Annotated in this window: 20 protein-coding genes and 5 pseudogenes; 23 read left to right on the plus strand and 2 right to left on the minus strand. The window is 36.4% G+C overall.

All coding sequences use genetic code 11. The features are described from left to right. Positions 1 to 164 precede the first annotated feature (164 nt). The 23 genes and pseudogenes from AAGD69_RS00295 (at position 165) to AAGD69_RS00405 (ending at position 16,582) form a co-directional block, all read left to right on the plus strand. Positions 165 to 569, plus strand: a complete 405-nt coding sequence (locus AAGD69_RS00295; protein ID WP_341812177.1) for a sigma factor — start codon at positions 165 to 167, stop codon at positions 567 to 569. Between the two features lie 144 nt (positions 570 to 713). Continuing rightward, positions 714 to 1,526, plus strand: a complete 813-nt coding sequence (locus AAGD69_RS00300; RefSeq protein WP_341812178.1) for an ATP-binding protein — start codon at positions 714 to 716, stop codon at positions 1,524 to 1,526. Between the two features lie 12 nt (positions 1,527 to 1,538). After that, entirely contained in the window at positions 1,539 to 2,114 is a 576-nt protein-coding gene (locus tag AAGD69_RS00305) for an AAA family ATPase (protein WP_341812179.1), read from the plus strand. Continuing rightward, positions 2,036 to 3,001 (plus strand): annotated as a pseudogene (locus tag AAGD69_RS00310) (IS481 family transposase). The gene AAGD69_RS00305 and the pseudogene AAGD69_RS00310 overlap by 79 nt, the downstream one beginning before the upstream one ends. Next, positions 2,980 to 3,265, plus strand: a pseudogene (locus AAGD69_RS00315) (hypothetical protein); the annotation flags it as partial. The pseudogenes AAGD69_RS00310 and AAGD69_RS00315, both read left to right, overlap by 22 nt. After that, positions 3,252 to 3,715, plus strand: a pseudogene (locus AAGD69_RS00320) (phage baseplate assembly protein V). The pseudogenes AAGD69_RS00315 and AAGD69_RS00320, both read left to right, overlap by 14 nt. Positions 3,716 to 3,718: 3 nt before the next feature. After that, complete coding sequence (locus tag AAGD69_RS00325; protein ID WP_341812180.1) at positions 3,719 to 3,973, plus strand: PAAR domain-containing protein; 255 nt, start codon at positions 3,719 to 3,721, stop codon at positions 3,971 to 3,973. Positions 3,974 to 3,977: 4 nt separating this feature from the next. Further along, positions 3,978 to 4,313 (plus strand): annotated as a pseudogene (locus AAGD69_RS00330) (GPW/gp25 family protein). Positions 4,314 to 4,315: 2 nt separating this feature from the next. Continuing rightward, the gene (locus AAGD69_RS00335; RefSeq protein ID WP_341812181.1) at positions 4,316 to 5,107 is read left to right on the plus strand and encodes a baseplate J/gp47 family protein; all 792 of its coding nucleotides are present in this window, start codon (positions 4,316 to 4,318) and stop codon (positions 5,105 to 5,107) included. Further along, positions 5,107 to 6,267, plus strand: coding sequence for a phage tail protein (locus AAGD69_RS00340; protein WP_341812182.1), 1,161 nt, complete (start codon positions 5,107 to 5,109; stop codon positions 6,265 to 6,267). Before AAGD69_RS00335 ends, AAGD69_RS00340 begins: the two co-directional genes overlap by 1 nt. 184 nt (positions 6,268 to 6,451) lie before the next feature. Next, positions 6,452 to 7,189, plus strand: coding sequence for an ankyrin repeat domain-containing protein (locus AAGD69_RS00345; protein WP_341812183.1), 738 nt, complete (start codon positions 6,452 to 6,454; stop codon positions 7,187 to 7,189). 60 nt (positions 7,190 to 7,249) lie between these two features. Beyond that, a complete protein-coding gene (locus AAGD69_RS00350; RefSeq protein WP_341812184.1) occupies positions 7,250 to 7,786 on the plus strand; it encodes an ankyrin repeat domain-containing protein in 537 nt (178 codons plus the stop codon). A gap of 235 nt (positions 7,787 to 8,021) precedes the next feature. Then, entirely contained in the window at positions 8,022 to 8,585 is a 564-nt protein-coding gene (locus AAGD69_RS00355) for an ankyrin repeat domain-containing protein (RefSeq protein WP_341812185.1), read from the plus strand. Positions 8,586 to 8,856: 271 nt separating this feature from the next. After that, positions 8,857 to 9,108 carry a hypothetical protein gene (locus tag AAGD69_RS00360; RefSeq protein WP_236514494.1) on the plus strand — a complete coding sequence of 84 codons (252 nt, stop codon included), beginning with the start codon at positions 8,857 to 8,859 and terminating at the stop codon, positions 9,106 to 9,108. Continuing rightward, positions 9,017 to 10,630: a recombinase family protein gene (locus tag AAGD69_RS00365; RefSeq protein WP_341812186.1), complete on the plus strand. Its 1,614-nt coding sequence runs from the start codon at positions 9,017 to 9,019 to the stop codon at positions 10,628 to 10,630. Before AAGD69_RS00360 ends, AAGD69_RS00365 begins: the two co-directional genes overlap by 92 nt. 214 nt (positions 10,631 to 10,844) lie before the next feature. Continuing rightward, the gene (locus tag AAGD69_RS00370; RefSeq protein ID WP_341812187.1) at positions 10,845 to 11,747 is read left to right on the plus strand and encodes a recombinase family protein; all 903 of its coding nucleotides are present in this window, start codon (positions 10,845 to 10,847) and stop codon (positions 11,745 to 11,747) included. A gap of 84 nt (positions 11,748 to 11,831) precedes the next feature. After that, positions 11,832 to 12,524, plus strand: a complete 693-nt coding sequence (locus tag AAGD69_RS00375; RefSeq protein ID WP_341812188.1) for a zinc ribbon domain-containing protein — start codon at positions 11,832 to 11,834, stop codon at positions 12,522 to 12,524. Then, on the plus strand, positions 12,499 to 13,098 hold the full coding sequence (locus AAGD69_RS00380) for a hypothetical protein (protein WP_341812189.1): 600 nt from the start codon (positions 12,499 to 12,501) through the stop codon (positions 13,096 to 13,098). The genes AAGD69_RS00375 and AAGD69_RS00380 overlap by 26 nt, the downstream gene beginning before the upstream one ends. 302 nt (positions 13,099 to 13,400) lie before the next feature. Next, complete coding sequence (locus AAGD69_RS00385) at positions 13,401 to 13,589, plus strand: hypothetical protein (RefSeq protein ID WP_341812190.1); 189 nt, start codon at positions 13,401 to 13,403, stop codon at positions 13,587 to 13,589. A gap of 33 nt (positions 13,590 to 13,622) precedes the next feature. Then, positions 13,623 to 13,835, plus strand: a complete 213-nt coding sequence (locus tag AAGD69_RS00390) for a hypothetical protein (RefSeq protein WP_341812191.1) — start codon at positions 13,623 to 13,625, stop codon at positions 13,833 to 13,835. 73 nt (positions 13,836 to 13,908) lie between these two features. After that, entirely contained in the window at positions 13,909 to 14,196 is a 288-nt protein-coding gene (locus tag AAGD69_RS00395) for a hypothetical protein (protein WP_341812192.1), read from the plus strand. 47 nt (positions 14,197 to 14,243) lie between these two features. After that, complete coding sequence (locus AAGD69_RS00400; protein ID WP_341812193.1) at positions 14,244 to 14,984, plus strand: hypothetical protein; 741 nt, start codon at positions 14,244 to 14,246, stop codon at positions 14,982 to 14,984. Beyond that, on the plus strand, positions 14,969 to 16,582 hold the full coding sequence (locus AAGD69_RS00405; protein ID WP_341812194.1) for a hypothetical protein: 1,614 nt from the start codon (positions 14,969 to 14,971) through the stop codon (positions 16,580 to 16,582). Before AAGD69_RS00400 ends, AAGD69_RS00405 begins: the two co-directional genes overlap by 16 nt. A gap of 11 nt (positions 16,583 to 16,593) precedes the next feature. Here the strand turns inward: AAGD69_RS00405 and terL are convergent. Both terL and AAGD69_RS00415 read right to left on the minus strand, forming a co-directional pair. Then, positions 16,594 to 18,024, minus strand: a pseudogene (terL, locus tag AAGD69_RS00410) (phage terminase large subunit). A gap of 176 nt (positions 18,025 to 18,200) precedes the next feature. After that, on the minus strand, positions 18,201 to 19,685 hold the full coding sequence (locus tag AAGD69_RS00415) for a DegQ family serine endoprotease (protein WP_341812195.1): 1,485 nt from the start codon (positions 19,683 to 19,685) through the stop codon (positions 18,201 to 18,203).

Genomic DNA, 19,685 nt, shown 5'->3' on the forward strand with positions numbered 1-19,685 from the left:
TGTTGCAGTATTATTTAAAAATCGAACTGTATTATTCTCGAAGAAAAGTAATTGAATATCAGTAGTTTAAAAATTGCATCTGTATTATTTATTTTTGCTCCTGTCCTACAAAGTGTACCTATAAGTTCTCATCCTTAAAGCATTAATTGTTTTAGGGAAAAGTTATGAAACTAAAAACTGGTGTTGACCCTATAGTTGTTCAAAATATACAGTACCAAGTTAAAAGGTTAAAATTTTTTGAATGCTTTACTCATGAAACCCATGAAGATCTTGAGCAAGAACTCTTCTGTGAAATTTGGACTTATCTTGATAGATATGATGAAAGTAAAGGTAGCTTTAACACTTTTGTAGCAAGGTTAACTGAACGTCGTGCAAACAACTTATTAGAGAAACAACTATGTATAAAACGCAATATTAATAACTACATCAATATTGAGAAAATAGAAGCTTTTGAAGATGAAGTAACGAAACGTACTGATGTAGATTACATGATTTCAACGCTACCAAGAAAGATGCAAAAGATAGCGAACAACTCAAGTACTTTAACTTATATGAAGTTGCTAAGATGAACAACATATCAAGAACTACTTTAAATACTATGGTAAGAAAAATACGTATAAAACTCTCTTCCATTTACTACAAGGGCAAAAAGAAAAATTGAACATAAATTTTACCTTTCCTGAATATATAACATATAACATTGAGGTGAATAAATGACTTTTAAAATTTTAAACAATAATGAAAGACTGAAAACACAAGCAGGCATAACAGCAGTGATAATTGGTCCTGCTGGTATTGGCAAAACTAGTCTGCTTAAGACTATAGATAAACCAACACTTTGTCTTGATATCGAAGAGGGTCTTGGCTCCGTTAAGGATTGGGATGGAGGGTCCATTGAGATTGAAACTTGGAACGATATACGTGATATAGCTTGTCTTCTTGGTGGACCTAATCCTGCTGTCAGAGCTGATCAAGCATATAGCCAGAAACACTATGAGTATGCATTCAATAAAGAGAAAGAGCTTTCTCAAAAACTGTTCCAATATCAATGCATTTTTTTCGACAGTATGATAGCTGCTTCAAGACTATGTTTGGCATGGGCACAGTTACATCCAGATGTTTTCTCTGAAAAAACAGGAAAGGCAAATGAATGGGCAGCATTTGGTAAACTTGCTCAAGAAATGATAGGTTGGTTAATTCAACTCCAACACATAAAAGACAAGGATATTATTTTAACTGCTACTCTTGGAAAATCTCTAGATGAGTTCAATCGTCAAATTTGGACTCTACAGTGTGAAGGTAACAAAACTACTAACGAAATTCCTGGAATTGTTGATGAAATGATCAGTATGGTTGGACTAAAAAATAATGAAGGGAAAGAAGTTCGTTCTTTTGTTTGTCATACCCTTAATCCTTGGGGATATCCCGCTAAAGATCGAAGTGGATGCCTGGACATGGTTGAAGAGCCGCATCTGGGAAAATTACTTACGAAAATCAAAGCTAAAGCCTTTTCTACTGCTGCTTAATGGAGAATAATTATGCTACAAAACATTTTCACTATTGGTCAAAAAATTCCTTTTTTCAGCGTAAAAGAGTATTTAAGTGACAAAGCACCAATCCCGGAAGACATCATCTACCCAAGGATATTAACTCCAAGGGGTTTGTTGGTATTTGGCGGGCCACCTAAAATTGGTAAAAGCGATTTTCTAATTTCATGGCTCATGCACATGGCTGCTGGCGTTTCATTTCTGGGTATGATTCCCAATCAGCCTATGAAAGTTCTCTGTCTGCAGACTGAAATTGATGATGGATATTTAAAAGAGCGTCTACAAGAGTTAAAACTCGATAAAGAATTTTTGGACGTTGGTGCAAACAATTTCATGATCACACCAAGAGTACAACTATCGTTTAGTAGTGAAGAGATAGATGAAATAAAAAATTCTCTAGAGGACAAATGTTTTAAGCCTAATTGTACAGTCCCAGAGTGTGATAGTATGATAAAATGTGAGAAAAAAATACCATCAAAGGAGGAATTATGGGACAAGTATTACATGGGTGTGCCAAAACAACAGAGACGATTCGTAGAGCAATACAAAATAGTAAAGAGAGCATAGCAAAACTCTCAAAGTATTATAACCTTAATCCAAAAACTATTATTAAGTGGAGAAAACGCTCATTCACTAAAGACGCTGATATGGGTCCAAAACATCCAAGATCAACTGTTCTAACTTTAGAAGAAGAAGCAATAATCGTCGCATTTCGGAAGCATACACTTCTACCATTAGATGATTGCCTTTATGCCTTGCAGTCTACAATTCCGCACTTAACTCGTTCTAGCCTGCATCGCTGTTTACAAAGACATAACATTAGCAAACTGCCAGATGTTGATGGTGAAGCTAAACCAAAAAAGAAATTTAAGAAATATCCTATAGGCTATTTCCATATTGATATTGCAGAAGTCAGAACAGAGGAGGGAAAACTATATCTATTTGTTGCTATAGATAGAACATCCAAATTCACCTATATTGAGTTACATAAAAGTGCTACAAAACCCATAGCTGCTGAGTTTTTACGTAATTTGATTAAAATTCTACCGTATAAAATCCACACTGTTTTGACAGACAACGGTATACAATTTACCAACCAGAAACGCCATAAATACGCTTTCCAACACATATTTGATAGAGTTTGTGAAGAACATAATATTGAACATCGTCTAACAAAAATCAGCCATCCTTAGACAAATGGGCAAGTTGAACGTATGAACAAAACTTTAAAAAATGCTACTGTTAAAAAATACTACTACCAATCACATCAGCAACTCACAAAGCATCTTTATGACTTTGTCATGGCTTACAATTATGCAAAGAGACTCAAAACTCTTAATGGTCTTACTCCTTTTGAATTTACATGTTCTCAGTGGACAAAATCTCCTGAATTGTTTATACTAAATCCTTACCATCACACTCTGGGACCATACAATTTGAAGCGAGAATTGTAGTTGATGGAACAGTTGAAGATTCTCAGGTAGTGGTAAGGTCACTGGCAGCGGAAGTTGCAAGGGTTCTAAGTAAAAATACTTGGAACGTGAAAAATATTGCACCTGGAGAGTTTTTATCAGCAGGAGGAGATAATTTTAGGCCAGAATTAGATGCATATCTAGTGTGGATAGTTGAATGGGTGAATGAAATCCATGTAGGGAAGTCAGTGTGGTCAGAAACTGGCGCATATTATAGAGATAGGTGACGTACGTGTTGGACCATAATTTTGCGATTTCAGAGCTGAATAGGAAGTTAGCGAATATTATCCGTATTGGGCTTATTAAAGAAGTAGATTATGAAAAAGCGAGAGTAAGGGTAAAAGTAGGAGAATTTTTGACCGATTGGCTTCCGTGTATAACAACAAGAGCGGGAGAAGATAGCATCTGGTTCCCACCAAGTATTGATGAGCAAGTAGTAATATTTCGCCATTAGGTGAACTATCGTTAGGAGTTATTTTGGCTGGAATATGGCAACAAAAATACCCTGCTCCGGAAAGCAAAAAAGAGGTAGATTGTTTTTTATTTGAAGACGGGACAAAAATATCATATGACAAGAAAAACCATCATTTGGAAGTATCTGTAGTTGATAAGATTACTTTTAGGGTTGGAGAATCAAGTGTGAAGATTACCAAGGGTGGTATAAAACTCAAAGCAAAAAGAATAGATCTAAACTAGCATATGGGTCAAGCAATCGTTTGTATAGGGGATTATTGCAGTGGAATACCGGCACATGTTTGTATGAGTGGTAGTAACGACGTTTTTGTAAACGGAAGACCAGTTTGTCGGCAAGGAGATAGTTTTACAGAAGGTAAGGTAATGGCACAAGGGTCGAAAGCAGTGTTTGCAAATGGTCATGGTATAGGAAGAGTTGGGGATTCAGTATCTTGTGGTTTTAAGGTAATGAGCGGAAGTAGCAGCGTTTTTTCTGGATAAAGATATGAAGGGAATGAGTGCTGAAACAGGTAAGGCATTAGAAGGTTTGGAGCATTTAAAACAATCAATTACTGATATTTTAACCACTCCTATTGGATCACGTATTATGAGAAGAGAATATTGATCAAGATTATTTGAATTAGTAGATAAGCCAGTAAATCGTGATTTTACACTAGAAATTTACGCAGCAACAGCAGAAGCACTACAAAAATGGGAAAAGAGATTTAAGTTAGAAAAAGTAAAAATAACAGAAGTGAAAGAAGGAAAAGTAACGCTTGACCTAGAAGGATTGTACTTACCAATGGGGGAAAAGATTCGCTTTGATGGAGTTGTGGTATAAAGATGGAGCAGCCTAATATTATTGAGCCACTGAACTTCGAAGAAATCTTTTCACGTATGAAGGAGGAGTTGATACGTCGAGACTCAAGTTTCACAGCATTGGTAGAAAATGATCCAGCAATAAAGATTGTGGAAGTGGCAGCCTGGAGAGAGCTTTTGCTGAGAGAAAGAATAAAAGAAGCGGTAAAAAGTAATTTACTGAAGTTTGCGACGGGAAATGATCTTGATAATTTAGCTGAATTTTACGGAGTTGAAAGGGAAAAAGAAGAAAAAGATGAAAATTTTAGGAAAAGGATTAAAGCAAAAATAGTAGGCTGGAGTACTGGAGGAAATTATCGGTATTATGCATTATCAGCAGATACGAGAGTAAAAGATGCATTAGTAGAATCACCTGTACCAGGAAAAGTACAAGTTTCGATCTTATCAACACAATTATCCACACCCCCAGAAGAATTACTAGAAATTGTCAGAAATCAGCTAAACAGGGAGGATGTGAAGATTTTAACAGATACAATAGAAGTGGTAAGTTGCAATATTATAGAAGTAGATATCCACAGTAAAATTAGCATTAACAGACCAGACATTATTGAAACGGTGAAGAAGAAATTTATCGAAAAATTTGAAACAACGAAAAGATTAGGATGGAAAGTAACGAAATCATGGATTATAGCCAACCTGTTTGTGGATGGGGTAGAAAACGTAGAATTAATCGAGCCAAGAGAGGATGTTGTGGTACTGGGGAATGAGTGTGCTATTTTGCAAAGCTTAAATATTGAACTAATGGGTAAAAGTTAATGTTATTACCCCCAAATGCAACAAAGCAAGAAAAAGCGCTGGTTGATGCAATAGACTACAAAGTAGAACCAAGCAGGATAAGAGGATTTAAGTTTAATCCTAAAGATGAAATATTGCCATGGATAATAGAGGAATATGGGTTAGAAGAGATTCTGCGTTGGGCAAAAGAGAAAAGAAAAGCGATAAAAGAAGGAATAAAATTTCAGCGTTTAAGAGGAACACCAGCGTCACTGAAAATAGCATTAAAATGGGCAAGTATAGAAGATATTACGATTATTGAAGAGCCACCTGGTAAACATTTCTTTGAATTACAGATAGGGATAAGGGACGTACCAAATGATTTTTTTGTTGATGCAGTAGTAGAGCTGGCAAAACTATCACTGCCTGTAAGATCCAGATTGATGAGGATTTTTAACGATTATTATAATGCGCAGAGATTTATATTGGATGAGAGTTTATTTGGATATCTTCTTTCTGACTATTCGGGGGTAAAAATAGAAAAAGATGGACCAGTGTTATCATTTGGGAGAGTAAATTTTTTCAGGTCTAGTGGTCCAGTTATTAGGATTATAGAAAACTATCTACGCGATCATTATGAACGAGCTTTAAGCAATGATATATATCGCCTAGATGTAGCAATACTTGGAGAAACCGAGTCCCACATGAAGAATTACAGAGGCATCTATGAAAGAAATCATGTGTGGTATAACTTCAAAGCGCTATATCCGCTACCACAGAGCTTATTACCGGTAATTAAGTTTGCTAAAGCGCAGATAGTATTGTCGGATAGTTGGAATTTGCGAGAAATAAACGCATGTTTTCCGGTTACGATCGTAGAAGAGGAAGGGGATAAATTTTTACTAGGAAGTAGCAAACTATCTGAACAACTGTGGAATTTAAAATACAAGCCAATTTTAGAAAGGTTTAGCGTTACTCATCATTACAAGGTAGAAGATTTTACCAACCAAAAAGTTATAAGATTTGGTATAGCAGAGCACTATGTTCATTATGAAAGCGATTTAAATTCAGAGCAAAAGGATTCAATACATGAACCGGAAAATTACATTTTAGTGTTTTACCCAGGTGTACTAACGTGGCACGAACATCGACATTTGAACAGAAGTTGGGAAGAAAAACAGGTCATATGTTTAATACGCTAAATACTTATATTTATATCTTCATATATTACATTAACATTCGGTAAAAATGTGTGTTTTTTGAAAAAAAGAAGTTGCTTTTCCATGCCAAAACAGCTATAAATTAGGTAGGTGTAGGTAAACATAAGAAATTGATCTTGCATTGAAGTGAGCCAAATTGGCGTATGTTTTTATAGTTAGGTATGAAATGAGGTTTAGCAAGGAAAAGAGAGAAGCTTTTAATAAGTCATTTTATGAATTATTAGAGAACTCGTTTAAGAATATTAATGAAAAAGATGAAAAAGGAGAAACGATACTACATAAGGCAGCAAGAATGTCGACAAGAGAAAAAGTAAGTTTTCTAGTCAAGAAAGGAGCGGACATCAATGCAAGAGATAACAAAGGTTTTACACCATTGCACTGGGCAGTATTTGCGAGAAATTTAGAAAATGTAAAAGTGCTGATAAGGGGAGGAGCAGAAATAAATGCCACTCAATATATCGGCGGATGTACACCACTGCACTCTGCATGCAGGATAGGGGCAGGAATTGCAATAATAAAAGAGCTAGTAAAAGCAGGAGCTGCAATTAATCAACTGGATAAATATGGTGCAACACCAATGTATTATATATGGGAGAGTGAAAGGTATTGTCTATGGGATAATGGAGAGAATGAAAAAGCAAGGAAATTCTTGAGAAAACAAGGTGGAATAACAAAAAGTAGAAAAGTGACATGCTATGAAATAGAGAATTTAGTGGAAGAAATAGCATATATGTTGGATAGAAGCTATTTACCAGAGTTAAAAATAATAGAGATAAAAGAAATAAGAAAGAGAGATAAGGCGCTAATAAGGGAAGAGTGTAAAAATTTAGCAAGCAAGATAATGTGCAAAGTGAACGAAATGATTGATGAAGTGGTGGAGGCAGACTTAAGCAAAATGTGGTGAGAAGGGAGCTCAAAAAGATGAGCTTAGTTGAAAAATTTCAAAGATATGGTGAGGTATGTTATGTTGGTTAATCAAGAAGGAAGAAAAGCTTTTGACAGATTTATCGAAGAATTTTTAGATAATCCGTTTAAAGATATTAATGAAAGGATTGAAAAGGGTCGTACAGTATTGCACTATGCGGCACAACTGTCAGATGTTGGAATAGTAAGGTTATTAATAGAACAAGGTGCAAATGTCAATGCTAGAGATGATAGGGGAGAAACAGCACTACATATAGCTGCATTTGCAGGAAAAGCAAAAAACGCGAAGGCACTGATAGAGAAAGGAGCCGAGGTAAATGCAAAGTCGAACAATAAAGCAGTGCCACTACACTTGGCATGTCTTGCAAGAAGAATAAAAACAATAGAAGTGCTAATAAATGCAGAAGGAGATACGAGTGCAATAGATAAATTTGGATGTAGCCCACTAAACTATGCAAAAATTTACCCGAAAGTGACAAGTTATCTAGAAAAGAAGGGAGTGAATATGAGAGATGTAGAAGTGATGTATGGAGAAGCAAACAAGGCAATAGAGGAGGTAATGGAGTTGAAGAAGTAAAAAATTAATATTATTGGAAAAAGCAAAAGAAGGTAAATTTAATATATTAGGTATGTAGATTTATATCTTAATATAATATGCGGAAAAAATGTGTATATTTTGTAAAAAAAAACTTGCTTTTTATGCTAAAACAGCCCTAAGTGAAAAAGTAGCTGGTAAATAAACAAAATTTACTAAGCGCTAAAGTGAGCCAAATTGGAGCCACTTTACATTGCATTAATAGCTGAGGAAAGTTATGGTAAAATTTAGTAAGAAAGAAAGAGAAGAATTTAATAAGTCGTGGAAAGAAGTATTAGATAACTCAATAGAAAATATTAATCAAAAAGACACAAAAGGGAGGACGATGTTGCATTATGCAGTAGGGATGCCAGATCCAAAAAAAGTGAGGTTATTAATCAAAAAGGGAGCAGATGTAGATGCAGCAGATGCCGGGAAATATAGACCACTACACCTAGCAGTGATGGGGCAACGTGTAGAAAATACAAAAGAGCTGATAAAGGTAGGAGCCGATGTAAACGCAGTGGAACGTAGTAGCAAATTTGCCGCGTTACACCTTGCCTGCATGGTAAGTGAAATAAAAATAGTAAAAGAGCTAGTAAAAGCGGGAGCGAATGTAGAGCAAAAGGATAAATTTGGCAAAACAGCAATGTATTATGCGAGAAATAATAAAGAGATAAAAGAAGTGTTAGAGAACGTAAAAATGGCAAATAAACAGAGGGAGTTTATAGAAAGAACAAGGGAAAGTACGGCAGCAGGTGTAAAAGAAGAGGTAGAAACTGTGGATGAAAAAGTGCTATGAGCCGCAACTTTTTTTAAAATTCAGAAGCTAGGAGAGAGGTATGGAAAAAAAGGAAGAAATAGAAAAGAAAGTATTGAATTTAGAGAAAAAAGCGTTGGCAGAGCTGAGGGAAAAGGGACAATTATTTGGAAGAGAGCTTAATTGATGAAAGATAGAGCTATGTGTTTCCAAAATTGTGCATAAAAGTAAAACAAAACGAAGGTTAACAATTGCGTCTTTTTCGCAAGAGTAATGGATTTATGGAAAAAGGGAGTAGTAAGGCTCCTGAACTATGAAAACATTTACAGGAGAAACTATGAGAAAAAGAACATTAACTGTGACCTGTCGATATGAGCCTGATGAGTTAGCAGATAAACGCTTATCGGATGTATACGGGCAACTGATAGAGAGATTAATAAAGAGAAAAAAAGAAAATAGAGAGAAAGAAACAAATGAAAGTAGTGAGTTTATATGCGAGAGTATCATCAGAAAAGCAAGCACAGAAGGGAACAATAGAGAGTCAAATAGTGGAGTTGGAGCGTAGAATTAGTGAAGATGAGCACAAGCTACTAAATGAGTATAGATTCATAGACAATGGGTATAGTGGATCAGATTTAGAGCGTCCCGGTTTAGATAGGTTACGCGATAAAGTAGGAAAAGGAGAAATTGATAAAATTTATATTCATTCACCAGATAGGTTATCACGAAAAACTGTATATCAAATGATCTTGCTCGACGAATTCGAAAAAGCAGAAGTAGAGGTAATCTTTTTAAACTATAAAACGGATAAAAGTCCGGAGTCAAACTTACTATTGCAAATGCAGGGAGCAGTAGCGGAGTATGAACGAGCGAAGATGATGGAACGGTATCGGCGGGGAAAACTCCATGCGGCAAGAAGAGGCAGTGTCAGTGTAATAGGCAAAGCATCTTATGGTTATCGATACATAAAGAAGGGCACAATAGGTGAAGAAGGGAAACTTGAAATTAATGAAGAGGAAGCAAAAGTAGTGAGAGAATTGTTCATGTGGGTAGGTGAAGAAAGAATAAGCATTAATGAAACAATACGTAGACTAAAAGAAAGGTCAATAAGGACACAAACAGGAAAAGAGAGGTGGAACCAAAGCACTATCCGGCAGATATTAAAAAATCCTGTATACAAAGGGCAAGCAGTGTATGGCAGGACTAAGGCAGGCCAAGTAAAACCAGAAATAAGGCCACAACGGAATGCTGGTAGGCAGAAAAGTTGTTCTAGGTACTCTCAAGATAAAGAGAATTGGATTTATATTGCAGTACCAAGAATAGTTGATGAAGAATTGTTTAATACAGTACAAGAGCAACTAGCTGAAAATAGAGAAAGAGTGAAAAGACAGGAAAGGAGAGCAGCGCGCCTACTACAAGGTTTAACTGTGTGTCAACGCTGTAGATATGCTTATTGCGGTACATATGTTATAAATAGGAGGGGAACCTACTATTATTATTATCGTTGTATTGCTCCAAGTTATAAGGAAGCATGCGGCAAAAGGCTGGTGCAAGCAGATGCATTAGAAACAACTATATGGAAAAAAGTAAAAGGTATATTGAAGAAACCAGAAAGGTTGATAAATGAATATCAACGGCACCTGCTAGGAAGTAAAGAGTTGCTATTGGAGGAAGGTCTTGAGAGGGAAGAAAGCAAATTAAAACGAGGTATTTCTGGGCTGATTGATAGTTATGCAAGTGGGTATATAAATCAAGAGGAATTCGAGTTAAGGATCAAAGGAATGAAACAGCGTTTAAAAGAGAAGGAAGAGGAAAAGAAAAGGATAAAAGATAAGAAAGAGGTACAGGAAGAGTTGACTAATATAATAGGTAACATAAGGGAGTTTTGCTCTGGGATAAAATTAGAGCTAGATCAATTGGATTGGTTAGATAAACGTAGTGTAATAAGGAAGTTAATTGAGAGAATAGAGATTAACGTTGATAATATAACTATAGTATTTCGAATAAAAGAATTTGTTACCCAAAATAAACAAAATCAAGATATACAAGCTATCAGAGAAAGAATTGCACGACCAAAAAGCGAGTAAGGTGCAGCAATTTATGATAGAAATAGGCAAGGTCAATAAAAAAGAATTGATATAGTAGATGGAGAAAACAAAAGTTGCATTTGTAGGAAAAATTGTAAGACAAAATTAGAATAGTCAGTTTTTCACAGAAAAGCTACTAACTGTAAGAACAACAAACCGTAAAAAGCTGTTATGAGTTTAGTGTGAGAAGTTAAAGGAGGAAAGAAAGGTGCAAATGAAAGTAGTGAGCTTATATGCAAGAGTTTCATCGAAGAGGCAAGTACAAGAAGGAACAATAGAAAGTCAAGTAGCTGAGTTGGAGCGTAGAATTAATGAGGATAAGCAAGAACTACTAAATGAGCATAAATTCATAGATAATGGGTATAGTGGATCAAAATTAGAGCGTCCTGGTTTAGATGAATTACGAGATAAAGTAGCAGAAGGAAAAATTGATAAAGTGTATATTCACTCACCAGATAGGTTATCACGTAATTACGTACATCAGATGATATTGCTGGAAGAATTTCAAAAAGCAGGAGCAGAGGTGATCTTTTTAAACCATCAGGTTGGTAATAGTCCAGAATCTAATTTACTACTACAAATGCAAGGAGCAATAGCAGAGTATGAACGAGCAAAGATTATGGAGAGGAATCGCCGAGGAAGACTGCATGCAGCGAGAAAAGGCTGTATAAGTGTAATGGCTATAGCGCCTTATGGTTATCGATACATAAAGAGTGGCACAACAGGTGAAGAAAGGAGATTTGAAATTAATGAAGAAGAGGCGAGAATAGTAAAAAAACTGTTCATGTGGATAGGTGAAGAAAGAGTAAGCATTAATGAAACAATACGTAGGCTAAAAGAAAGGTCGGTAAGGACACAAAAAGGAAGAGAGATGTGGAACCGAAGCACAATCCAGCAGATATTAAAAAATCCTGCGTATAAAGGGCAAGCAGCATTTGGTAAAACAAAGTCAAATCCAGCAAAACCAAGAATAAGACCACAAAGAAATGCTGGCAGCCAGCAAAAGCGTTCTCTTACTTATCCAAGCAAAGAGAATTGGATTTACATTCCAATACCAAGGATAGTAGATGAGGCATTATTTAATGCAGTGGAAGAACAACTGGCTGAAAATAGATAAAGAGCGAGAATACAGAAAAGGAAAGCAGCGTACCTGCTACAAGGTTTAATTGTATGTCAACACTGTAGATATGCTTATTGCGGTGTGCGTGGTGGGAGTAAAAAAAAAGGAGGGATTAACTACTATTATCGTTGTAGCACCATATATGCTTTTAGCAGTAGTGTTAGGGGAATATGTAACAGTAAACCGGTCCATGCAGATGTATTAGAGATGGCTATATGGGAAAAAGTAAAAAGCATATTGAATGAGCCAGAAGGGATGATGAATGAATACCAACAAAGACTGGAGGGAAGCAAAGAGTCACCATTGGAGCAAGATCTTGAGAGGCAAGAAAGCAAATTAAAACGAGGCATTTCGAGGTTGATTGATAGTTATACTAACGAGTACATAAATCGAGAGGAATTTGAGTTAAGAATCACAGAAATGAAAGGACACTTAAAAGAAGTGGAAGAGGAAAAAGAAAGGATGAAAGATCAGAAAGAGACACAGCAAGAGTTTGCAATGATCATAAGCAGCATAAAGAAGTTTTCTTCCGGAATCGAGTCAGAGATTGATCAATATGATTGGTTAGAAAAGCGTAGTGTAATAAGGAAATTAGTTAAGAGGATAGAGGTTAACGTTGATGATATAACTATAGTATTTCGAATAAAGGAATTTGTTGCTCAGAGTAGGCAAAATCAAAATATGCAACATTGTCCTAGGGTTCCTAAAATTCAAGTTACAGATGGCCGTTACCGGATGGATTATTACAATGTTTGCAGAGATGTTTGGAGTTGAGTTGGCGGCTGTGATAGAGGCATCTACAGAAAAAGAAGATAAAAAAGCAGAAAAAACATCATTAAAGGAAGAAAATAAAGAAGTTTGCGAAAACGTAGAAATGAAAGTGGATGAAAGAGAAAAACCTAAAGTGCCAGTTTCCCTTTTTAACGTCTCACCCGGATTTGTAAGGCCGGTTGTTCTGAGCAAACCAGAACTTGAAATTGTTTCAGATCCTTTAAAACATCTATTGCGTCTTACTGAGCTTGAAAGAAAATATCATGAAAATTCACAAAAACCAGAAAAAGTGAACGAAGAGAAAAAAGCGAAGCCGGAGGAACCGAAGAAAGAGGTGTGTCCACCGAAACCTACGGAGAAGAAGCCTGTGGCAAGTGGGATAAAATTTGATTCTAAAGATGTAAAAAAGTATATTGGTTTCGAAGAAAGGGATACGAATACTAGTGTTAATGAAAGAAGAACCACGCCACCCACTAATGAACAAGGAAACAAGTTTAATGATGAGAAGAAAAACGAGTCTGCTAGTTATGCAGCAAGCCGTCTGAATGGTAATATTATAGGAAAGACACCATCATGAAAATAGTTAGTGCTTTTTTCTTGTCATTCCAGTACTGGAATCCAGGATGTGCATTGGGTTTGATAAGTGTGGAGTTTTATGTTAAAGGGGAGCGTTTTTGATGAAATTGCAAAAAAGACTGGATCCCAGTGTCTGGGCACTGGGATGAAAAGAAAGGGTAGCGTGTGACACTGGAATCTCGAAAACTTAAGTTTTATGAAAAAAGAGTGAATAAAATTTATACTAAGAAATATAAAAAAAGTACTTGCACTACAATTTATTTTTAGTATATTAATTACATAATATTTTTACTGGAGGTTAATATGCATGGTAATAACGATAAAGAAAGTAGGGGTAATAGGGTGATTCCAAGTGACAAGTTTGAAAGAGTTGGTCCTGATAAGCATAAGAGAGAAGCACGGCAACGTGAACGTGAAAATAGCAAGCCTGATAAGCAACTGGGTAGTAGTAGTGCTACTAGCGTTGACAGTAGTAGAGGTAAAAGTAAGTAATGTTGTTTCATCACAATTTTAGTAGGGATAGTTATGGGTAATTCTACAAAAGAGCTGGTTAATGCGTTTAACTTCAATAATTATTCTTCTAATAAGATCAATACTAATTTTACTGTAGAAGGTAAAAAGATTGTTGGTTTGTTTGCTAGTGATACTAGTGCAGAAGAATATCTGCAAGGAATAGGAGAGGAGATAATAAAGCGGCAATATCTTGGTGGAACTGAGGTAGCAAGAGGTAGCAAATAGATATTATAACTTAAACTGTTTCCCATTTGTTCTAGGTTCTAATCCTGATAAAGAGTATTTAGGTAATGGCATAGTGAAAGTAAAGCTTGCAGATTCTACAAATAATGAAGTAATTCGTAACTTGAAGGTTCATTTTGCTAATGAGTTTGAGAAGGCTGTGATATCCAAAGTGGTTGCACGTCTACAAAAAGAAGTAGGAAGAACGAAGGAAGAAGCATATGAATGGATAAGAGGAACTGTTCAAACAGGAGCGATAGGTAGTCCTTATCTATACTGTATAGCTTTTAGCAACGAGTACCTCGAAAAAAGGTATTATCCGAGGATTTTTGAGCTGTTTAAGAGTTTTTATATCCAAGATTAGAGTCGTGTGGTCTTAAGAGCTCAGACTTTTATGACTATAAAGGTGGTATGTTGTACGTCAAAAATGTTAACGATAAGGTAATCAAGAGTGTAACAGAATATGTTAAAGGGCGAGTAGCGCTTGATTTTAGAACTCCAGGCAAGGAGGATTCTAAAGTCGAAAATTTTAAAGATGTTCTTAGCAGTCTAATGTCTAAATGGGTGAGAAAATCCATTAACGCTTATGATTATGATATTTTTACAGACGAAAAGAAGATGCAAAACGGTGATAGTTTTGTTCTTATAACTTTAATAGAAATGGATGATGGTCAGTTTGAAACTTTAAGTTCTAGGGATGCATCAAAGATTAATGGAGTATTTAACACTTTTATAAGTGATATTAAAGGCAAAACTGCAAATCCACAATACACTAATTGTAAAGAGTCAGTATATGCTTTCTCTAATAAACAGATTGCTCTTTTACTCCCTAAAATTATGGAGTTTCCAATTGCATATAATGAAATAAACGGACGTTTTGAATTTGCAGTTGATCTTAAGAATTTTAAGAGACATGGCTCGAGTCGATCCTCCTCAAAAGTAACTTCTCCATTCAATTCTCCTACACATGCAGGACAGAGTGGACTAAGAACACCCCCCAACCAAAGGAAAGCAGACAGTGGTTATGATAGTAATTCACCTCCGAAACCTAAGGATTCTGTTGCACATTCTTCAAGTAGCGATCCAAGATCATCCTTTGAAGAGATACAGAGCCACAGTCGTGTTTTCTCAGGTAAGTGCGCCATCATGTAGGTGCTGCTGAGGTAGGTGCTGCTGAAAGTGGATCAGCAGGGACTAGTGCTTGGACTCAGCAAACAAACTCTTGGTCACCAAAAGGTACGTCCGGAAATAAATGGCAGCCACTGCAATTTACTGAACCAGGATCTAGTGGTTCATTATGGACACAGAGTTCTAGTGAACTTTCATCATGGAAAAGTGCTAATAAAAGTGGATCAGCATGGACTAGTACTCGGGGCTCTTATTCATCACCGCCTACTCTTATGTCAAGTAGTGGTGGTATTGTTCCACGATTCCGGCCACCGATACAGGTGAGTTCTAGTGAACCTTCATCATCGAAAGGTGCTAATGAAAGTGGATCAGCAGGGACTAATACTTGTACTCAGAACCCTTGTTCATCATCGAAAGGTGCTGATAAAAGTGCGCGAACTACTTGGTATGTGTCTTTTCCTCTTACGACAGGGAATGATCCAATGTCCTCAAGTCTTGGGGTTTTTGCAGATTCTCCAAGTGTTAAAGGTAAGGAGAGCATTTTTAGTGTGGAACCTGAAAAACAGCAAGTTACTGATAAAAGTAATAGAGAAAGTAGTGATGAGTGTTCTGAAGCAAAGTCACAAAAGAGTGAATTTCCGAGTAGCCAGAAAGAGTCAAAAAGTAATTTATCTTTAGATAGAAACACTTCATCAAGGTTACGATCAATTGGAGAGCATCTAATAGGCAAGTTTTTTAAGAAAAAGAAAGGGTCAAAAAATAATTCGTTTTCAGATGGTAGCACTCCATCAGGGTTTCTAGAGGACACGTCTTTTGAGCGAAATAACGAAGAACGTGATTCGATATCTTCAAGTGTAAGTGCTCCTGGGGGTTTTGTAAGTAAAAAACCACCTCTTTCTAAACGATCTCACTCAGAAAGAAAAGCAAAAAGTAATCCACCCTCAAAAGTGACTTCTCCTGTACATTCTACAATTAATGGTAGTATTCCAGGACTTCCTTCACAAGGTGTCGTAGGCAAACTAAACATGCCCGGGGACCGTAGTTCTAAAATTTTTGCAGATAGTGGTTTAGGGTCGCTTGAGCGGAAACAGTCACTGCCGCTTACTGAAGAGTTTAGTGATTCATCTCAGCAGAACCTGTTAATAGGTGTTAAACTTGGAAATATGCTTAGTGAATTATTAAATTCTGCTCAAAATCTACTCAAAAACCCGGCTTCTTCTACACATAAAGGTGTGCCAGGTGGACCAAAGAGGCAAACATCTCTTACCTCTAGCCAGAGGGAGGAACTATATAAAGTTCTTTCTGATGAGGTGAAGGAGAAGCTAAACTCCAGCTCTTTTCCTCCTGGGTACGAGAAGTTATTACACTTACTTTATGTTGATAAGAGAGAGCTGCGCTTACTTCTTTCTGAGCCTAAGGCAAAAGAGCAAGTGTGCTCAGTTCTTTCTCTTCCTCCTGAGAAGATGGAGCAAGTACAATCAAGTTCTCCTGAGGAGGTATTACACTTACTTCACACGTTTTTTAGTAATCAAAAAATTAGTGATAACTTTCTTATAAGTTCTAAGGTAGATTCTCCTAAGACCGAGAAACACTTGCAAGAAGAAAGAGAAGTTTTTGTATAAGCGGTTTGTACCTAATCCACCGTTCTGAGCCACCTAAGTGTTTTATTAGGGTTGGGGCCAAAGCCCCTGACCCTGAAAGCACTGGTGTTAGTTTTTCTCATCCATTGCAGATATTGCACCGTACTATCCACTTGATCATCGTGGCGAGCTTCTGGGAACATTAAAATCTCATACTCAAAATCATTGAGCCATACTGCTTGCTGTGGCAAAAAAACCCTGCCAGACTCTATCACCGGAACAATTTGATAAAATCGAGTGAGTTTGTCATTGTGTGGCACTATTTCAATAATCGGTAGATCGCTATTTGCCTTTAGCCCTTGTGTTAATTGCTGACCACTCGTTTTTGCTTCAATCAAAATTGCGTGTGGTGCCCATCTTGCAGCTAGTGACAGAACTTGCTCTTTAAGCTTTGGGTACTCAAGCTTTGCTCGATATACATCAAGTAAATAGAATTTATTATCTATTTTTGCCCAGGTGGTACAGATGCTAAAGTCGCTGGAATCGTTTGTTGAAACTGCATTGTCCCAGCTTTGAGTTACATGTGAGGGATTATCAGGGAAATTTTTATAGCGCTTTAGCCACTCTTGTTTAATTATACCGCTTGAAAGCGGCAGGGGGTTTTGTTGATATTGAGCAGCAAAAGCGTAACTCCCGAGTTCAACTTTTATCATCTCAACTTCTTCTCTTCCTCCCTCGAGGGGATATAATAACTCATTCTCTTCTCTTGAATATAAACCTTTTTCTTGTGTCGTAATTGAGTCGATTATCTCCACTTTTTCAGAAATCATTGGCAAACAAATGTGATGCCATATGTTTTTTGGCTTGGAGAGAAGGTGCCCAGTTAAGTCTTCCAGGTGCAGCCTGTGCATAACAAGCACAATTACTCCTTTTTTCTATCGTTGAGCCTCGTTACCAAAGTCTGATCGAACCAATTTGTAACACGCTTTCTAAACGTTTCACTCAAAGCTTGAGCAGGGTTAAGCGGATCGTCCACAATAATAAAATCTCCATCTTCACCGGCTAACGTCCCTCCAGCTGATGTTGCGATTCTAAATCCTCTCTGCACTGTTTGGAATTTATATTTAGTGTTCTGGTCTTTGGATAATTTTACCTCTGGAAACAGCTCTTTATACCAATCAGATTGCATTATGCGCCTGGTATCAAGCGAGTGCTTTTCGCTGAGCAGCCGAGAATAACTTGCAACTATTATTCTTGCAGTTGGCTGATTTCCCAGTATCCATGCGGGCCACGCAACGCTTATGCACATGGACTTCATTGAACGCGGAGGGCATATTGAATATTATGCGCCTTACTTCGCCAGCATTCGCTGCTTTCAGCCTTTCTTCTATGACTTTTATGTACTGATAATCATTATACTAACATCCCGGCACCACCGTTTGAAAGCATAGTTCAATGAATTTTAGGAAGTTGATTTTGTTCATGTGTATATTTTAGTAAATGTTCTTACAAGTAGCTGACACTGGAATGACATCCTTTGGTTTTTATATATGGTTATGCAATAAATCTAATGTAGATTTGATTTATTTGATAAGATTGAAGTAGCTATAATGGCAAACGCTACTGCTTTGTGAATTTAGTAAATAACCTACGAAAAGTGCTATTTCTTTAACTTTATTGAAGTAAAAAACTGATTTCCATTGCGGTAAATGAGCAACATTATTGAATCTTTACCGTTTTTCTTTACTGCTGAATCAACTTGTTTTTGAAAATCATTAGTATTTTTTATATCGGTTCCATCTAATTGGATAATAATGTCTCCTTTTTTAATACCACGCAGCGTGGCATTACTGTTACTATCTACATTAGTAACTATCACACCTTTTGTAGGATTACTTTCTTTTGATTCTTTTGGCAGGTTTGAAACAGTTAAACCAGTTATGTAATCGGATGTTGATTTATTTTCTTTTTGATTATTACCTTGACCATCATTTGCAGATTCTTCAATCACAACCTTAATATTGACCTCTTTGCCCTTTCTAAGTAACTTAATTTGTACTTTTTTTCCAGGTTCAGTTCTTGAAACCATTTGAGGCAGTTGTGTCATTCTATCAATTTTTTTATCATCAAATTCTAATAATATGTCACCCACCTTAATTCCACCTTTTTCTGCAGGGCTATCCTTTACTATACTTGCAACCAGTGCACCTTTTGTATCTTTTAAACCCAAAGACTCAGCAAATTCTTTCGTTATAGGCTGAACTTGCACACCAAGCCAACCATGTTTTATTTTTTTGCCACTTTTTAATGTATCAATAATTGACATAGCTAAATTAGATGGTATAGCAAAGCCTATACCCACGTTACCGCCAGACTCAGATGGGGAATAGATAGCGGTGTTAATGCCTATAACTTTTCCATTTAAATCAAATAATGGCCCTCCAGAGTTGCCTCTATTAATTGCAGCATCAGTTTGAATAAATTCATTCATAGTGCCGATACTAATGTCTCTGGACCTTGCAGATATAATTCCTGTGCTTACAGAGCTACCCAAACCAAATGGGTTACCTATTGCAATAACTGTATCGCCAACCCTTGCTGTATCAGAATTACCAAATGCAACAAAAGGAAGATCTTTATTAGAATGAACCTTAAGCACAGCAAGATCAGTTCTTGCATCATAGCCTAAAACTTCTGCTTTGAAATAAGTATTATCGTTCATAGTAACTGTGATATCTTGGGCGTTTTTAATAACGTGATAATTGGTTACTATAGTTCCACCTTTATCTATAATAAACCCAGAACCAAGCAACACCACCTCTCTGTTAACACTAGGGCCCCTATCCATAAAAAACTGATCAAAATGCTCAAAAAATTCTCTAAAATCATCAAAGAAATTATTTCTTGGCATAAAAGGGATTTTAGTTCTATTGTTACTTTCTTGTTTGATTATTTGTTCGCTTGAAATATTCACAACTGCAGGAATGAGTTCTTCCACTAAATCGGCAAGTCCTTGATTACAGTTACATGCAGTAGTGCTAGCATCAACGACCTTTTTTGCATTCCAATCAAATATATTAGCGTATGAAGAAAACGCAATTAGAAAATATGCAAATATAGATAAAATAAATGCCTTACTTTTCAT

This window comes from Wolbachia endosymbiont (group A) of Conops quadrifasciatus (assembly GCF_964027015.1).
Lineage (GTDB): Bacteria > Pseudomonadota > Alphaproteobacteria > Rickettsiales > Anaplasmataceae > Wolbachia.

What these genes read in the sequence shown, in the direction of transcription:
- AAGD69_RS00360 (WP_236514494.1), top strand. Translation starts at nt 8,857, where the DNA reads ATGAAAACATTTACAGGAGAAACTATGAGAAAAAGAACATTAACTGTG.
- AAGD69_RS00325 (WP_341812180.1), top strand. Translation starts at nt 3,719, where the DNA reads ATGGGTCAAGCAATCGTTTGTATAGGGGATTATTGCAGTGGAATACCG.
- AAGD69_RS00385 (WP_341812190.1), top strand. Translation starts at nt 13,401, where the DNA reads ATGCATGGTAATAACGATAAAGAAAGTAGGGGTAATAGGGTGATTCCA.
- AAGD69_RS00335 (WP_341812181.1), top strand. Translation starts at nt 4,316, where the DNA reads ATGGAGCAGCCTAATATTATTGAGCCACTGAACTTCGAAGAAATCTTT.
- AAGD69_RS00350 (WP_341812184.1), top strand. Translation starts at nt 7,250, where the DNA reads ATGTTGGTTAATCAAGAAGGAAGAAAAGCTTTTGACAGATTTATCGAA.
- AAGD69_RS00355 (WP_341812185.1), top strand. Translation starts at nt 8,022, where the DNA reads ATGGTAAAATTTAGTAAGAAAGAAAGAGAAGAATTTAATAAGTCGTGG.
- AAGD69_RS00300 (WP_341812178.1), top strand. Translation starts at nt 714, where the DNA reads ATGACTTTTAAAATTTTAAACAATAATGAAAGACTGAAAACACAAGCA.
- AAGD69_RS00340 (WP_341812182.1), top strand. Translation starts at nt 5,107, where the DNA reads ATGTTATTACCCCCAAATGCAACAAAGCAAGAAAAAGCGCTGGTTGAT.
- AAGD69_RS00415 (WP_341812195.1), bottom strand. Translation starts at nt 19,685, where the DNA reads ATGAAAAGTAAGGCATTTATTTTATCTATATTTGCATATTTTCTAATT.
- AAGD69_RS00400 (WP_341812193.1), top strand. Translation starts at nt 14,244, where the DNA reads ATGTTGTACGTCAAAAATGTTAACGATAAGGTAATCAAGAGTGTAACA.
- AAGD69_RS00345 (WP_341812183.1), top strand. Translation starts at nt 6,452, where the DNA reads ATGAGGTTTAGCAAGGAAAAGAGAGAAGCTTTTAATAAGTCATTTTAT.
- AAGD69_RS00370 (WP_341812187.1), top strand. Translation starts at nt 10,845, where the DNA reads ATGAAAGTAGTGAGCTTATATGCAAGAGTTTCATCGAAGAGGCAAGTA.
- AAGD69_RS00380 (WP_341812189.1), top strand. Translation starts at nt 12,499, where the DNA reads ATGTTTGCAGAGATGTTTGGAGTTGAGTTGGCGGCTGTGATAGAGGCA.
- AAGD69_RS00295 (WP_341812177.1), top strand. Translation starts at nt 165, where the DNA reads ATGAAACTAAAAACTGGTGTTGACCCTATAGTTGTTCAAAATATACAG.
- AAGD69_RS00390 (WP_341812191.1), top strand. Translation starts at nt 13,623, where the DNA reads ATGGGTAATTCTACAAAAGAGCTGGTTAATGCGTTTAACTTCAATAAT.
- AAGD69_RS00365 (WP_341812186.1), top strand. Translation starts at nt 9,017, where the DNA reads ATGAAAGTAGTGAGTTTATATGCGAGAGTATCATCAGAAAAGCAAGCA.
- AAGD69_RS00305 (WP_341812179.1), top strand. Translation starts at nt 1,539, where the DNA reads ATGCTACAAAACATTTTCACTATTGGTCAAAAAATTCCTTTTTTCAGC.